The following is a 15,614-nucleotide window of genomic DNA, read 5'->3' as shown; positions in this document are numbered from 1 at the left end:
ATACAAAGTAAACTAATTTAGTGTTTTTAGTTTACTTTGTCCAAAAATTGTTATACACTAATTTCGAATCCGATATAAGGAGGACTGGCATGGTTATTCAAATTTGCAATTTCTAACTTAATAAAATAATGAACTTTTATATAGAAGAAACATTACAGGAGGATTATGATGAAGAAAAAAATGTTAGTTGTATTAACGAGCGTAGAAAAATATCCAAATTTAAATAGAGCTACTGGGCTTTGGCTTGGTGAAGCTGTTCATTTCGTTAAAAAAGTAGAAGAAGCTGGTTACGAAGTAGATTATGTCAGTTCACAAGGTGGTTATACACCGATTGATCCGCACAGTTTAGCAATGGCGGAGAGCATCGATTGGGAATGGTATCAAAAGAAAGAATTTATGAATCGTCTCGGTTCTACAATGAAACCGAGTGAAGTGAATCCAGCAGACTACGCTGTGATTTATTACGCAGGCGGTCATGGTGTGATTTGGGACTTCCCAGAAAATAAAGAACTTCAAATAATCAGCCGCAACATTTATGAAAATGGCGGAATTGTTTCCTCTGTTTGTCACGGAGCTGCTGGTTTATTTCATATTACATTAAGTAATGGGGAACGTTTAATTAGTGGTAAAAAAGTAACAGGATTCTCAAATGAAGAAGAAAAGCTAGTTGAATTGGATCAATTTGTTCCATTTTTAACAGAAGATGAACTCATTAAAAATGGAGGACTTTACGAAAAAGCTGCGCAACCTTGGGAAGCTTTTGCTGTAGAAGATAATCGGGTTATCACTGGCCAAAACCCAGCTTCAGGTGGTCCAGTAGCTGAATTAGTATTACAACACGCAAAAAAATAACATGTAATAAAAAAGCAGATTTTCCATTACTATAGGAAAATCTGCTTTTTCACGAAATCATTTGCAAAATAGCAATAACTTCTTTTTCAATTTCTGAATCATCAATCGCTTCTATATACTCTGGTTTAAAAAGTTGATACTTCTTTAGTTGATAAAAATCAAGTATCGCTTTCTTTAACGTAATATCGTACTGAATACAAAAAGAATGATCTATAATACGTCTTAACATCACATCATCTTGAACCATAAATAATTGTGCGTTCATTTTATTAAAGTATCCTTGTTCCATACCCGCTTCAAAAAACATTTGCAAATTATGATTACGATTTTGTTGTGCAGCAACTAACCGATCAGATAAGTGCGGATATGCCTCTTTCAAATCTTGTAAAAAGACATCAGAAATATAGGTCACACATTTTAAAGAATGGATAAACGTCTTTTGGAAACGTTCTGCAAAAGACATACTTTCATCTTGATTATCCGCATCCCCTTCAAGAAGGTAGTTCATAAAATCTTCTACCACAGCTTCAATAATCTCATCTTTTGAAGAAAAACGTTTATATAAAGTAGCTTTACTAATATCCATATACTTCGCAATTTCATCTATTTTCAATTGGCTAAAACTCGTTTTTCTAATAACGGGCTTTATTTTATTAATATAAGTGTTTGCACACGCAACTTTTCTCATTAAAAGAGCCTCCCCTTTTGTCCATACAACATAGTATAGCAAATTCACGATTAATTATAAATGAAGTCATTATACTCAATACATCTTTTTAGTTTAAGGTATTTTTCATTTGCACTATAGAAAAAATGCCCGCTACCTTTATTAGTAGCGAGCATTTTTTCTATAATTTATTTACAGCTCTTCTTATAGCTTTCCCTATTTCCATACTAGACTGTGGGTTTTGCCCTGTAATTAACCGCCCATCTACTACTACATGCGGTGTGAAATTTGGAGCAACATAAAACAAAGCTCCTTCTTCTTTTAATTTACTTTCTAATAAAAATGGCACCCGCTTTTCTAAATGCACAGCTTTTTCCTCATCATTTGTATAACCTGTTATACGCTTACCGGCAACAAAAAACGAGCCGTCCTTATTTTTCACACCGACTAAAGAACTTACTCCGTGACAAACAGCCGCTACAATTCTGTTATTGTTGTACATGTTCTCAATCAAATTTGCAACATATGGATTACCCGGAAAATCTACAATCGCCCCGTGCCCACCACCAAATAAAACTGCATCATAATTCGAAAAATGAACATTTGAGATCCGCTTCGTATTTTGCAATAAAGAAGCGACATACTTAAATTCACGAGGTATGCCATTTGGAATAGACACTCTATCAATAGGTACTTTACCGCCCTTTATCGACACAATATCAACATCAAACTTAGCCTTTTTAAATACATTATAAGGAGCTGCGAGCTCTTCCAGCCACAAACCAGTCGGGTGTCCATTCATATCATGAGCGCTTGTTGAAACTAACAATATCCTTTTCAACATATCCCCTCCTTACTACCTATTTATATATGAAACATTCTTATCATTCATATAGAACATGAAACAGGCAGAAAAATAGCCGACTCTTCATATAAAAGTCGGCCTTCTTTTTATAGTTCGAGCTCTCCCATGCGCAGAAGCTCAACAACTGCTTGTGAACGTCCTTTAACCCCTAGCTTTTGCATTGCGTTTGAGATGTGGTTGCGTACTGTTTTTTCACTGATAAAAAGTTCACCTGCAATTTCCTTCGTTGTTTTATCTTGAACCAGTAATTCAAATACTTCTCTCTCTCTCTTTGTGAGTAACGGTTTAGATTGATACGCTTTTTCCTTCAACTGGTATAACCCTCCTTGCTTAAGCCAGAGCCGTGTATGTGTAAGTTGGGTGTTTATTTAGTCAAGATATTGTATGAACGAAATGTGCGGGTGGTGAATGAAAATGGGCTTTATTTCACATGTTATTTTAGACTTTTATACAGTGCAGACACTCTTTGTATCCACTCACTTTTCAGTACGCCATATTTGTTCTAGTAATATGCTAACAACTGTGCCTACGAACAAACCATTTCCGAATATATATTGCATCACTGACGGCAAGGATTGGAGTGCTCCAGACGGCAAAAACATAACACCGCTTCCAAATAAAACAGCAACTCCTAAAACCGTTACATTCCTTTCATTCATTGGCACTTGTTTTATATTATGAAATCCAATTCCAATTAGCTGTACGAACGAAGCCATTAAAACCGCAGATGCGACAGCAGATGGTAACGATGCTAAGTAACGAATAATAATCGGGAACAGCGACATTACGACTAGTAACATACATGCGAGTAAGAACGATCGTATATATTTTTGTTTCGTTAAACGTATAAATCCTGCCGTTGCTGGTAACGGCACGACACCTACAGTTGAAAATACAGAAGAAATGATATGCGAAATCCCTCCAACCCACGTACCATCCTTCAACTGCTTCTGTTCAATAGTCCCTTTTTGAATGGTAGCTTGATTGATCGCTATAATAGCTGCCACTGTATTTGAAACTAAAATACATACCATAACGAAACTTGATACAGCCATACCTGTATTCCACTTTGGAAGTCCCCAAGCAAATATATGTGGAAGTTGCACAAAATGAGTTACTTGAGATGGAATCGTCACTTTTCCTGCAATAAGAAAAAGAATCCACCCACTAATTAATCCTATTAAAACCGCATAACTTTTGACAAAACCTTTTCCAAAATTAGATAGTATAATAACGAACAGAAATATGCTAAACGCAATTATCGCTGTAAATCCATCGATTTGAGCAACGGTAGCTGTAATTCCTAGCATTCCTTTTAGAAATACACCACTTAATTGTAAACATAATAAAAGTAAAAACGTCCCTGTCACAAGCGGCGTAAATAAAAATAAAATACGTCCGATAAAGCCAGTTACTCCTAATCCTATTAAAATAACACCGGAAATTATCATTCCTAATTCTAAAATTTGCAACGTACTATGTAATTGATCTTGCCCGACAGTTGCGTAAGCAAGCACGGTAAATACGCCAACCCAAGATCCAGCTGGTCCATCCGCAATTGGTAGTCTATGTCCAAGCCACCCTTGTAAAAAAGAAGATATACCAACTACAAAAAATGTACGCTGCATTAAATAAAATATTTCTTCCGTCGTAAGATGAAATAATCCGCCAACGACAATTGGTAGTGCGATTGAATTCGCTAATAAAAATATAAACCATTGCAAAGTTCCCATAATATGATTTTGGTTATGTTGATTGTCCAAATTCTTCATCCCTTCTAACTTCCTTATAAAAAATATATTGTAAGCATAAAAAAGAAGAGTTCTACACTCACAATTAGAACCCTCCTCAAAACATTCAAACGATTCTTTTACACAAGATTATTTAATTCCACCTCATTTAAACTTCCAACAACAATATTTCCTTTATGCACGACTAAACACTTCTCTGTTTGACGCGCTACCGCTTCAGCAGTACATGTTGCATTCGTCAAAACAAAACTCGCTTCATCTCCTACATTCGGCCATGCTCGCTTCCCTTCATTGTTTAACGTTTCTTTTCCTCCCGTAATAAAGCGAAGGGCTTTTCCTAAAGACCTTTCGTCACTCCATCCGAAACGCTCTGCTAATCGATTTGCCTTTTGCAGCATATCACCTGTTCCAAACGGTGACCAATGATCTGTAATACTATCATTTCCTAATGAAACTTTCACACCTTTTTTATCTAATAACGGAATCGGGATTACTTGTTTCCCAATTGGCACCGTTGAAGTAATATCAATGTTTAAAGCTGCTAGTCTTTCTGCCACTTCTTCAGCTTCTTTATCCGCAACACCACCAAGTCCAAGCGCATGGCTAATTGTGACGCGACCTTGCCATCCCGCTTCTTCTGTTAGACTTGCCAATCTCTTCATTGTAAACGTTCCAAGATTATTTGCATCGTGCAGATGAATATCAACACACGCATTAAATTCTACTGCGATATCCATAATTGTATGTAATGATTTTTCAATATCATTATCCACTGTAGCTGGATCCACTCCGCCGACTAGATGCGCCCCCATACGCATCGCATCTTTCACAAGTTGTACAGAATTACTGCGCAATAATCCATGTTGCGGAAAAGCAACGATTCTACCAGAAACCTGATTTTTATATGTTTCCAACGCGGCTAACGTCGCCTCCAAATTACCAAGTCCAATAATCGGATCAACATTACAATGCGTTCTAATATTCGTTGCACCATTTCGAAGCAATAACGCTAGCATATTTTCCGCTCTATCTTGAGCAGTTGCTAATTGCTTCGGCAGAATTTTTTCTTCTTCATGAAAACGTGTAAAAATATTCTTTGCTGGCATACAAGCTTTCCAAGGGCCACTATAATACGTCTTATCAATATGAATATGCATTTCTTCGAAAGCGGGCAAAATCAATAAACGATTGGCATCAAGAACGAGTACCCCTTCCTCTTGAACAGCCCCTGCTATCATTCTTTTAATTCGTCCATCTTCAATGAGTAAACTACATAACTCTGTTTCTGTTTGGGAAATTCTCCCCTCTTCATATGTATATCCTGATTCAAGCGTTACATTAGTCAACCAATATACTGTCATCTCTATTCCCCCACCCTTTATTAAAAGTCACCTCATATCTCTTACTATAATTTTAATATCAACTGAAAATTAAGACAATTAATATGACTGTTTCCTAAAAAAAATGTCATACAACCTCATAGTCTTCTCATAAATTTCCATATAGAATAGAAGTATATAGCTTGCTATAAAGTGAAACTTTGATCAGTGGGGGTTTTGTTGATCCCCCACTGATCATCAGCCCTCACTAATCGGGCTTTTACGAGCAGTTGATCTCCACCTAACTTCTTTTCTTTCGTTGAATTTTGAGATGGAGGTCTTACTGCCCGGCAAATAGCGGGATAAAAAGGAGTGGATTGGAAGATGTCAAAAAGATTATGTAAATCCGAAACTGATAAAATGCTATTTGGTATATGCGGTGGTTTAGGGGAATATTTTGATATTAGCTCTACTCTCATTCGCATACTTTGGGTCATTGCTATTTTATGTTTTGGGACGGGGTTTTTAGTTTATTTTATTTGTTTATTACTTATGCCACGCTCTTACTAATAACATTCTTTCATATATTTGAGCATAGCGTATAAAAAATCCCCTATAGATTTTTCTATAGGGGATTTTTTCATGAAGAATATTTCATCGTTAAATGTAATACTGCTACTTCATCTTCTTCATTTCTATAACTATGTTTTTTATTCGCTTCAAATTGAATAGAGTCAAACTCATTTAATTCGTATACATCACTTTCTACTTGAATCGATACTTTCCCTTTCATTACTGTTACAAGCTCAATAGCACCTTCATGATGAGCTTCTGGTTCATATATACTATTCGATCTTAAACAAGCACGGTGCATTTCCATCCCCGTTTCTTTCGTATAGCGGAACATCGTTTCTAAATGCCATGCTTGTCCTACATCTACTGCAAATCCTTCTCCGCAGCGCGCCACAGCTACAGGTTCTCCAACAACCATCAATCTCGATAAAGGAATCGATAACCCTTTCGTTATTTTCCAAATGACAGCTAACGTCGGATTCGTTTCGCCTCTTTCAATCTTTCCTAATGTTAATTTACTAACCCCTGTTTTTTGGGCTAATTCTTCTAAACTTAATTTTTGTTCATTTCGAATCTGTCTTAACAGCTGACCTACTTGCTGAATGACTTCTTTCGTTTGCATATCTTCATGTTCTTTCATCTATAAAACCACCTTAAAGTATAAAATAGTTTACTTTTATTATTTTTAAGTATATTATACTATACATAATCATCGAATTCCGAAAGGAGTGCTATACTTCATGCGCGCAATTTTATTAGGTCTTTTATCATCAGCCTTTTTTTCCGCAACCTTTATTATTAATCGAGCGATGAATGTATCTGGAACAAGCTGGGCCTGGACAGCTTCCTTCCGTTTTTTATTTGCTCTCCCTATTTTATTCCTTATCGTTTTATTTCGCAAAAACTTAGGGGGTTTATGGGAAGAATTAAAGAAACATCCATTAGTGTGGATCGGATGGGGGTCCGTTGCTGGTATTGGTTTCTATTCTTTATTAAGTTTCGCAGCTGTCTTTTCTCCAGCTTGGCTCGTTGCTGGAACTTGGCAAGTTACTATATTAGCAGGGCTACTTTTATCACCATTATTCTTCGTTAAAATAGAAACGAAATCAGGCACAAAACTTATACGCGGAAAAATTCCACTTCGTAGTTTATATGTCGCATTATTTATTTTACTTGGTGTAATTTGTATGCAAGCGACTGCAGCAGGTCATATTACAATGACTCAGTTCATTTCAGGTTTTTTACCTGTCGTAGTAGCAGCCTTCTTATATCCATTCGGCAACCGCAAAATGATGGAACTTGTTGGCGGACGTCTTGATACGTTCCAACGTGTATTAGGAATGGCAATAGGCAGTCTACCTATAACAATTTTACTTGGTATATACGGATTTTCTACTACTGGTATTCCAACATCCAGCCAAATGTTACAAGGATTTTTATTAGCATTATGTTCTGGCGTAATTGCAACGATGACATTTTTCTTTGCTACTGACTTAGCAAAAGATAACCTCGCTCTACTTGGAGCTGTTGAAGCAACGCAAGCTGGAACGATGGTCTTTACCGTGCTTGGCGAAATTGTTTTCTTGAATGGTTCATTCCCTGGTGGTCTTTCCCTACTTGGAATGATTATTATTATGTTAGGAATGGTTGCAAATAGCATTTTAAATCGATCTGTTCCAATCGTTAAGCAGAAAAAAACAGCATAAAAAAGAGTATGGTTCTCTAACAAAGAACCATACTCTTTTTTTATTGTCCCCCTATTTCGCCTTATCAGAATAGTATTTCATTAGCTGCTTATACTAAAACCTATGTTATAATACGTTTCATGCGCAATAATAGGAGGTAAATTATGTTAAAAAAAGCAATCGCTGAATTTATTGGTACATTTGTACTTGTATTATTCGGAACTGGAGTAGCTGTCATTGGCGGCGGAATTGAAGGAATTGGAACATTGGGAATCGCTATGGCTTTCGGTCTATCTATTGTAGCTATGGCATATAGCATCGGAACAATTTCTGGATGTCACATTAACCCAGCAGTATCAGTAGCTATGTTCATCAACAAAAGAATGAACGCTATGGAACTTTGTTATTATGTATTAGCTCAAATTTTAGGTGGTTTATTAGGAACTGCAACGTTAGTAACAATTTTAAAATCTGCTAAAACACCTTTAGATAATTTAGGACAAAATGGTTTTGGAACTCTTGGTTTATCTGGAGCATTTCTAGTTGAATTTATTTTAACTTTCGTATTCGTATTAGTGATCGTTGCTGTAACAGGTAAAAAAGGAAGCTCTTCTTTAGCTGGATTAGTAATTGGTTTCACATTAGTGTTAGTTCACTTATTAGGTATTCCGTTAACTGGAACTTCTGTTAACCCAGCTCGTAGTATCGCACCAGCTTTATTCGCTGGCGGAGAAGCACTTTCTCAACTATGGGTATTCATCGTTGCACCAATTCTTGGTGGTATCGTAGCAGCTATTGTTGGTAAATTCATTTTAAATACTGAAAAATAGAATTTTCAATATTTCTGAATAAAAAAAGGCGAGCCCTCATTATGAGGATGCTCGCTTTTTTACTCTTTCATTTTAGACTTTAAATTTGTAACTAATTGATCTACCGTTACATTTGCAAGTACGTTTTCCATTGCTTCTTGCGCTTGCATTAAAATAATTTCTAATACTGATTGAATATTAGCTCCTACTGGACATTCAATGTTGGGATTCTCATGGAAGGAAAATAGTTGTCCTTCTTCTACAACTTCCACTGCTTTATATACATCAAGTAATGTAATTTCTTCTAAATCACGAGCAAGTGTCGTACCACCTTTACCAGCTTGTACATCAACAAGTCCTGCTCTCTTCAACATTCCTGTAATGCGACGAATCACAACTGGATTTGTATTCACACTACCGGCAATCCATTCAGAGGTACAGCGAGAGTTTCGATCTATCGCAAGTAATGTCAGCATATGAACACCTACTGTAAAACGACTACTAATCCCCATCTGCACACCCTCCTTTGTATTCATTCTATTAAAAGACGACTCTTATTATTATATACTATTTTTAATTTATACATAAAGAAAAAGCATGATTTCAATAGGAAATCATACTTTTCTCTCATTATTGACGCTTTATAAATTTTGCTAAATCTTTAAATTTCACTTTGTCTGAGTAATTCATTACACCGTTTACGTAAATGCGGCTTGCAAGTATATTGACGATAGCAATAGTCACCAATAAAATGACTAAAGTCACAATAATCTCTACAGTTCCTGCTTCACCCGCTACAAGCCTTGAAAATGTAACCATAGGTGTAAAGAATGGAATATATGAACTAACTACAGCTAATGTACTATTAGGATCAAATAGTGATTTAATACTAATGAAAAATGCTGCTATACCTAACATTGTAATTGGGAACGAAAGAGATTGTACATCCTCAATTTTTGATACAACAGCACCAACCGCTGCATATAACATTGCATATAGTAAGTAGCCCGTAACAAAATATACAACGAACATACTAATTACTACAGCATCCAATTTAGAAAAGTCTAGTGCAAGTCCCACTAAAGATGCATTTTCTAAGTCTACCCAACCTAATAAATATGGTACAAGAAAACCGAATGAAGCAGTAATAAGTAATAGTAAAGCACTAGAAACAATTGCTAAAATTTTAGCATGTAGCATTGTTAATGGTTTTACTTTCGGAAGCATTAACTCCATAACACGAGACGACTTTTCAGATGCTATCGTCGTCCCAATTGCAGTTCCAAACACAATAATAAACATATATAAAGCAAACGAGAATACATAGCCAATGCCAAAGGAAGATGCATGATCTTTTACCGCCTCTTGCTTTAACGGAATTTCCATCTGTAACTGTTTTGCTACTTCGGCAGATACATTATTCTTTTCAATCATTACCGCCGTATACTGTTCCTTTAAATAACTCGCCATAAGTGTAGCCATTGATTGGCTCGGAAAACCACTATACATATACGTCACTTCTGGAATACCATTCTTTTCTGTAATATGGAATAAACCATCTAAATCGCCATCTTCTACTTGCTTACGTAGCTCATTAAACTTATCCTTATTTTCTACAGTTACTTTAGCAGACGGAAGTAACTTTGTTACATCACTTTCTTGCACTTTATACGTATCACTTTCAGTTACTACAGCAATTTTATCTTTTCCTTTATCATTATCAGCAGTGAAATGATTAAATGCGAAAAGCCCAAACACAACTAAAAATAAAATCGCACTCGTAATTAATGATTTTTTAGATAAAAATGCTTCTCTAAAATAAAATGAAAATACGTGAGAAAATTTACGCATCGTTATTTCGCCCTCTCTACAAAGATTTCGTTTAACGTCGGCTCTAACATTTTAAATTGTCGTAAGGTAACACCTTGTTCTTGCAACTGTTGTAAAATCTTTAGAGCTTCTGCATCATCGTGTACTTGCACATAAAGAAGGCCTTGTTGTTTTTCATACGATACATGAATAGATTCTAATCCCTTCTCATTCTCTTCTGTATCTTCAATCGTTAAATTGCGGAAACCGTATTCTTTTTTAATATCACTTAACTGGCCTTTTACGACTGCTTCGCCTTTTTTCAGAATACATACATGTTGGCAAAAAGCCTCTACTTGTTCCATACGATGACTAGATAAAATAATCGTCTTTCCGCTCTGTACTTGTTCTTCAATAATGCTAGCTAACATCCCAGCATTAACTGGATCAAGTCCGCTAAATGGTTCATCTAAAATGAGAAGTTCAGGATTATGAAGAAGAGCAGCAATTAATTGGATTTTTTGCTGGTTCCCTTTTGAAAGCTCTCCTGCCGTTTTAAATTTATATTCCGGTATCGCTAAACGCTCTAACCAGTGATCAATAGCAAGATCTACTTCTTTTTTCGTCATGCCTTCTAATCTACCAAAATATCGCAACTGGTCTATTACTCTACTTTTCGTATATAAACCTCTTTCTTCTGGTAAATATCCAATCGTTACCCCACTAGTTCCAAATGATTTTCCATCCCATGTAATAGAGCCTTCATTAGGCGTTAATAATCCGAGAAGCATTTTGATTGTCGTTGTTTTCCCTGCACCATTTCGTCCAAGTAATCCTAGCACTTCACCTTTTGGCAACGAAATTTGCAAGCCGTTCACTGCTTTTGATTCCCCAAATAGTTTCGTTAAGTTTTGAATTTGTAAACTCAAAGTATAAAGCCTCCCCTTTAGTATTATTCATACTCTCTTTCAAAGACTATGTTTATTCCGGATAAAATATAGCACTACACTTCATCCTCTTAGTATGTAACATCGTCTTAATCCATCATTTGTTCTATTTAGTTAAAATTGTAAATAATATCATTTCATTTGTCAATTATAATTGTCATTTCGACAATTAAACTTGTCAAAATGATTCCCATCATTTTTCCCATCTTTCTAATATAGGACATACTACTATATATACAAAAGACAATATGCAAATGTTCATATAAAAATATTATATTTTAATATATAATATAAAATGATTTTCTAACATCAAGGAGGATACATATGAAGATGAAGAGGGGCATTACCACTTTATTATCTGTAGCGGTTCTATCTACATCACTTGTAGCATGTTCAGGAACACCAGAGAAAACAGTGGCAAAAGAAGAAAAAGCAAAATTAACAGACCAGCAATTAATGGCTGATTTATGGTATCAAACAGCTGGTGAAACGAAAGCACTTTACTACCAAGGATACAACATCGGTCAATTAAAACTTGATGCAGTTCTTGCAAAAGGGACAGAGAAAAAACCTGCTATCGTACTTGATTTAGATGAAACGGTTTTAGACAACAGTCCTCATCAAGCAATGAGCGTAAAGACAGGAAAAGGCTATCCGTATAAATGGGATGACTGGATTAATAAGGCTGAAGCGGAAGCCCTTCCAGGTGCAATTGATTTCTTAAAATATACAGAATCTAAAGGTGTAGATATTTACTACATCTCAAACCGTAAAACGAACCAACTAGATGCAACAATTAAAAATCTTGAACGTGTAGGTGCTCCTCAAGCAACGAAAGAACATATATTACTACAAGATCCGAAAGAAAAAGGAAAAGAAAAGCGCCGCGAACTCGTTTCTCAAACGCATGATATCGTCTTATTCTTCGGTGATAACTTATCTGATTTCACTGGTTTTGATGGAAAGTCTGTAAAGGATCGAAATCAAGCAGTCTCAGATTCAAAAGCACAATTTGGTGAAAAATTCATCATTTTCCCGAATCCAATGTATGGTGATTGGGAAGGTGCTTTATATGATTATGATTTCAAAAAATCAGATACGGAAAAAGATAAAATCCGTCGCGACAATTTAAAATCATTTGATGCAAAATAAAGAGGATGGCGAATGCCATCCTCTTTTATTTTGTTTTCTCTGTTAAAGGCAAGATAAACACTTCCACACGTCTATTCTTTGCCTTTCCTTCTTGTGTATCATTTGGAGCAATTGAACGGTATTCTCCGTAACCAATCGCACTAAATTTTTCTGGTTGTAATTCTTTATTTTGGAGTAATACTTGCATAAAATTAACTGCCCGCTGCGTACTTAATTCCCAATTCGATGCAAACTGCGCATTGGCAATAGGGACAGTATCCGTATGACCGGACACTGTAATTTCACGAGGTGACGCTGAAACAAGTAAAGTAGACATCTCTTGTGCAATCCCTAAAGATTCTAATTTCACATCTGCTTTCCCCGAATCAAACAGTATATTCTCTAATATTGTCACCATTAATCCCTTTTCAGTTAATTTAGTTTGAAAAGAAGAGGATAATTGTTTCTCATTAATATATTGATCAATCTTTTTTTGTAATGCTTTCAATTCATCCATCTCTTTTTTTTCTTTTTCTCTAGCTTCTTCTTGTTTTTTTGCTTGTTCTGTCTCAAGGCTACCGGCTGATAATTCTTTCTCATCATTTGGCTTTTGATCACTTAAAAATTCTTTGTTACCTGTCCCACCAGCTAGTTCACTTCGAAAAGCAACAGCCATCTGTTTAAACTTCGCAGCATCTATACTACTCATCGCAAATAAAACGATGAACAATGCAAATAACAACGTTAACATATCAGAATAAGGGATTAACCAAGTTTCATCGATATGTTCATCATGCTTTTTCTTCTTACTTCTTCTATTTTTTTTACTCCGCATTTTTTTCTGCCCCTTTTTCAAGCTTTTTACGCTCGGTTGCAGAAAGTGCACCTAAAATGCGGTTCTTCATAATAAACGGATATGTACCTTCTTGTAACATTAATAAACAATCAATAATTAAACGTTTTTTCTCTAACTCAGCTGCAGATTTTTGCTTTAATTTATTTGCAAATGGATGCCATAATACATAGCCTGAAAAAATACCAAAAATCGTTGCAATAAACGCACCCGAAATAGCGTGACCTAACTTTTCAATGTCAGTTAAATTACCAAGTGCAGCTACAAGACCAATAACAGCACCTAAAACCCCTAATGTCGGTGCATATGTACCAGCTTGAGAAAAAATTGCCGCTCCTTTTGCATGCCTTTCTTCAATTGCTTCTAATTCAGCTTCTAAAATCTGCTCTAAATCTTCTGCGGATACGCCATCAATCACAAATTTCATACCACGCAAAAGAAATTCATCTTGAATTTTGTCTAATTGTTGCTCTAAAGACAAAATACCGTATTTTCTACTTTCTGATGTCCAATGAACAAATAATTCTAGCAACTGTTCATAACTTAAATCCTTTTTATTTGAACCAAAAAGAACTTTAAATAATTTTGGAACCCTTTTTAGTTGATTCATCGGAAATGCTATACATACTGCAGCAAATGTACCGATAAAAATAATTAATGCTGCGGCAGGATTCAATAAGGCATTTACGTCAGCGCCCTTGACGACCATCCCTACTACTACCGCTACAAATCCTAAAATAAGTCCAATAATTGTTGCAAAATCCATTCCCATTCACTCCTAGTCTATACAAGAAGTTCTTTATTCTCGATAATCGCTACATCTTCTTATGTATATATATTACATAAAAAATTCATTTCATGAAAGATAAGAAATGAATTAAATGAAAAAATACTACAATTTCACACATTTTCTGACATTTTCTTTGCATTTCTATTACGTTACGACTCTTATATTTCTTTTTCAACAAACTAGACTTATAATAAAAACAATACATATTTTATGAAGAAAGGACTGTGATTACAAGGCATCATGAAAAAAATAATCATTATTTCTGCCGCTACTATTGTAATCGGTATCACTTCTTTCGCTTACTTTGGTTCTAAATCACCACTACAAAATGGGGCGAAAGCTGTCGAAAGTCAACAGCATAGTAATCACCAAAAAGAAGAGATTCCTGCTTTTCCAAAAGCTGATCATAATGCAAAGAAGCTAGACAATGATTTTTCCGTTGTAACAAATCCAGAGTCTAATCTTGTCTTAGTTAATAAACACCGAAAACTACCAGACGGATACACACCTGAAGACTTAACAAGACCGAACGTACCATTTACTAGTCCAAAAGATAAAGAAAAAACATTGCTGCGTAAAGATGCTGCAGATGCGCTTGAAAATATGTTTGAAGCGGCAAAGAAAGAAGGACTCGAACTTACAGCTGTATCTGGTTATCGTTCCTACAAACGCCAAAAATCATTACATGATACATACGTTAGACGTCAAGGAAAAGCTGAAGCTGATTCAGTAAGTGCCATTCCTGGTACAAGTGAACATCAAACTGGTTTAGCAATGGATATTAGTTCAAAATCTGCTAAATTCCAATTAGAGCCTATTTTCGGAGAGACAGCCGAAGGAAAATGGGTTGCAAAACATGCCCATGAATTTGGCTTTGTCATTCGTTATTTAGAAGATAAAACAGAAACAACAGAATATGCATACGAACCGTGGCATTTGCGCTACGTTGGCAATCCATACGCTACATACATATATAAACATCATTTAACATTAGAAGAAGCGATGGAAGACAAAAAATAAGAGAGCAAATTGCTCTCTTATTTTTCTTTCACTCTATCATTGTAGTAATTTTTTCTTCCACTCTTCAGGCCATGGTTCGCCTCTTCCCGTTTTTTTCGATGCTTGAACCATCATTCCACGACCAACTAAACAAACTTCTCCTGCTGCATTCTTCACCATATAATGCAAATCTAAAGAAGAATTCCCAACCGAACCCGCTTTTACATATACTTTCAACTGTTCATCAAAATATATTTGCTTAATAAAATTGCATTGTAAATCTGCAACAACGATCATTGTTTCTGATGATGCATGCGTCCATTCTTGCATAAATCCAAGTTCTTTAAACAATGCGATACGTGCTTCTTCAAAATAAGTAAAGGCAACGACATTATTTACATGTCCAAACATATCTACTTCACCAAAACGAACTTTTACAGGATTATAAAATGAAAAACCACTTTCCCATTGCTCAAAGTCTTCAATATAAGAAATTCTCTTCATTGTTCCCTCTCCTTTTCGCCTTAAAATAAACAGAATAAACAGAAAAATAAAGTTATAAAT

18 protein-coding genes are annotated in these 15,614 nt (G+C 35.5%); 6 read left to right on the top strand and 12 right to left on the bottom strand.

What is annotated here, in order from left to right:
• Nucleotides 1–168 precede the first annotated feature (168 nt).
• Entirely contained in the window at nucleotides 169–852 is a 684-nt protein-coding gene (locus KVT31_RS01045; protein WP_088097902.1) for a type 1 glutamine amidotransferase domain-containing protein, read from the top strand.
• Nucleotides 853–901: 49 nt separating this feature from the next.
• On the opposite strand, the gene KVT31_RS01040 is transcribed toward KVT31_RS01045, so the two are convergent.
• The 5 genes from KVT31_RS01040 to KVT31_RS01020 all read right to left on the bottom strand — a co-directional run bounded on the left by KVT31_RS01040 (nucleotide 902) and on the right by KVT31_RS01020 (nucleotide 5,496).
• Entirely contained in the window at nucleotides 902–1,540 is a 639-nt protein-coding gene (locus KVT31_RS01040) for a TetR/AcrR family transcriptional regulator (RefSeq protein ID WP_001233026.1), read from the bottom strand.
• Between the two features lie 160 nt (nucleotides 1,541–1,700).
• Entirely contained in the window at nucleotides 1,701–2,363 is a 663-nt protein-coding gene (locus KVT31_RS01035) for a type 1 glutamine amidotransferase domain-containing protein (RefSeq protein WP_088097904.1), read from the bottom strand.
• A gap of 107 nt (nucleotides 2,364–2,470) precedes the next feature.
• Nucleotides 2,471–2,695 carry a spore germination transcription factor GerE gene (gerE, locus tag KVT31_RS01030; RefSeq protein ID WP_000659484.1) on the bottom strand — a complete coding sequence of 75 codons (225 nt, stop codon included), beginning with the start codon at nucleotides 2,693–2,695 and terminating at the stop codon, nucleotides 2,471–2,473.
• Nucleotides 2,696–2,860: 165 nt separating this feature from the next.
• Nucleotides 2,861–4,156: a purine/pyrimidine permease gene (locus KVT31_RS01025; protein ID WP_088097905.1), complete on the bottom strand. Its 1,296-nt coding sequence runs from the start codon at nucleotides 4,154–4,156 to the stop codon at nucleotides 2,861–2,863.
• Between the two features lie 98 nt (nucleotides 4,157–4,254).
• Nucleotides 4,255–5,496 carry an amidohydrolase family protein gene (locus KVT31_RS01020; RefSeq protein ID WP_088097906.1) on the bottom strand — a complete coding sequence of 414 codons (1,242 nt, stop codon included), beginning with the start codon at nucleotides 5,494–5,496 and terminating at the stop codon, nucleotides 4,255–4,257.
• A gap of 342 nt (nucleotides 5,497–5,838) precedes the next feature.
• Here KVT31_RS01020 and KVT31_RS01015 point away from each other — a divergent pair, with 342 nt between their 5' ends.
• Nucleotides 5,839–6,024 carry a PspC domain-containing protein gene (locus KVT31_RS01015; RefSeq protein WP_000044335.1) on the top strand — a complete coding sequence of 62 codons (186 nt, stop codon included), beginning with the start codon at nucleotides 5,839–5,841 and terminating at the stop codon, nucleotides 6,022–6,024.
• A gap of 70 nt (nucleotides 6,025–6,094) precedes the next feature.
• Here KVT31_RS01015 and KVT31_RS01010 read toward each other — a convergent pair whose 3' ends face one another.
• Entirely contained in the window at nucleotides 6,095–6,667 is a 573-nt protein-coding gene (locus KVT31_RS01010) for a helix-turn-helix domain-containing protein (protein ID WP_000658052.1), read from the bottom strand.
• Between the two features lie 100 nt (nucleotides 6,668–6,767).
• Here KVT31_RS01010 and KVT31_RS01005 point away from each other — a divergent pair, with 100 nt between their 5' ends.
• Together KVT31_RS01005 and KVT31_RS01000 are read left to right on the top strand one after the other, a co-directional pair.
• Complete coding sequence (locus tag KVT31_RS01005; RefSeq protein WP_088097907.1) at nucleotides 6,768–7,733, top strand: DMT family transporter; 966 nt, start codon at nucleotides 6,768–6,770, stop codon at nucleotides 7,731–7,733.
• Nucleotides 7,734–7,876: 143 nt separating this feature from the next.
• Nucleotides 7,877–8,542 (top strand): MIP/aquaporin family protein, encoded by a 666-nt coding sequence (locus KVT31_RS01000; RefSeq protein WP_060632441.1) that lies wholly within the window; start codon nucleotides 7,877–7,879, stop codon nucleotides 8,540–8,542.
• A 59-nt stretch (nucleotides 8,543–8,601) separates the two neighbouring features.
• On the opposite strand, the gene KVT31_RS00995 is transcribed toward KVT31_RS01000, so the two are convergent.
• The 3 genes from KVT31_RS00995 to KVT31_RS00985 all read right to left on the bottom strand — a co-directional run bounded on the left by KVT31_RS00995 (nucleotide 8,602) and on the right by KVT31_RS00985 (nucleotide 11,259).
• The gene (locus KVT31_RS00995) at nucleotides 8,602–9,033 is read right to left on the bottom strand and encodes an Rrf2 family transcriptional regulator (RefSeq protein WP_000512998.1); all 432 of its coding nucleotides are present in this window, start codon (nucleotides 9,031–9,033) and stop codon (nucleotides 8,602–8,604) included.
• A gap of 118 nt (nucleotides 9,034–9,151) precedes the next feature.
• Entirely contained in the window at nucleotides 9,152–10,372 is a 1,221-nt protein-coding gene (locus KVT31_RS00990) for an ABC transporter permease (RefSeq protein WP_088097908.1), read from the bottom strand.
• 2 nt (nucleotides 10,373–10,374) lie between these two features.
• Complete coding sequence (locus KVT31_RS00985; protein ID WP_088097909.1) at nucleotides 10,375–11,259, bottom strand: ABC transporter ATP-binding protein; 885 nt, start codon at nucleotides 11,257–11,259, stop codon at nucleotides 10,375–10,377.
• A 342-nt stretch (nucleotides 11,260–11,601) separates the two neighbouring features.
• On the opposite strand from KVT31_RS00985, the gene KVT31_RS00980 reads away from it, so the two are divergent.
• Nucleotides 11,602–12,429, top strand: coding sequence for a 5'-nucleotidase, lipoprotein e(P4) family (locus KVT31_RS00980; protein ID WP_088097910.1), 828 nt, complete (start codon nucleotides 11,602–11,604; stop codon nucleotides 12,427–12,429).
• Between the two features lie 25 nt (nucleotides 12,430–12,454).
• On the opposite strand, the gene motB is transcribed toward KVT31_RS00980, so the two are convergent.
• The gene (gene motB, locus KVT31_RS00975; protein ID WP_088097911.1) at nucleotides 12,455–13,243 is read right to left on the bottom strand and encodes a flagellar motor protein MotB; all 789 of its coding nucleotides are present in this window, start codon (nucleotides 13,241–13,243) and stop codon (nucleotides 12,455–12,457) included.
• A complete protein-coding gene (motA, locus tag KVT31_RS00970; RefSeq protein WP_076540523.1) occupies nucleotides 13,233–14,027 on the bottom strand; it encodes a flagellar motor stator protein MotA in 795 nt (264 codons plus the stop codon). Before motA ends, motB begins: the two co-directional genes overlap by 11 nt.
• Before the next feature lie 264 nt (nucleotides 14,028–14,291).
• Between motA and KVT31_RS00965 the strand changes: the two genes are divergently transcribed.
• On the top strand, nucleotides 14,292–15,071 hold the full coding sequence (locus KVT31_RS00965) for a M15 family metallopeptidase (protein ID WP_088097912.1): 780 nt from the start codon (nucleotides 14,292–14,294) through the stop codon (nucleotides 15,069–15,071).
• 36 nt (nucleotides 15,072–15,107) lie between these two features.
• Here the strand turns inward: KVT31_RS00965 and KVT31_RS00960 are convergent, their stop codons facing one another.
• Nucleotides 15,108–15,554, bottom strand: coding sequence for an acyl-CoA thioesterase (locus KVT31_RS00960; RefSeq protein ID WP_000822734.1), 447 nt, complete (start codon nucleotides 15,552–15,554; stop codon nucleotides 15,108–15,110).
• Nucleotides 15,555–15,614: the final 60 nt, after the last annotated feature.

The organism is Bacillus sp. GbtcB14 (assembly GCF_019091205.1).
Lineage (GTDB): Bacteria > Bacillota > Bacilli > Bacillales > Bacillaceae_G > Bacillus_A > Bacillus_A cereus_AG.
This window is presented reverse-complemented; position numbering and strand designations above follow the sequence as displayed.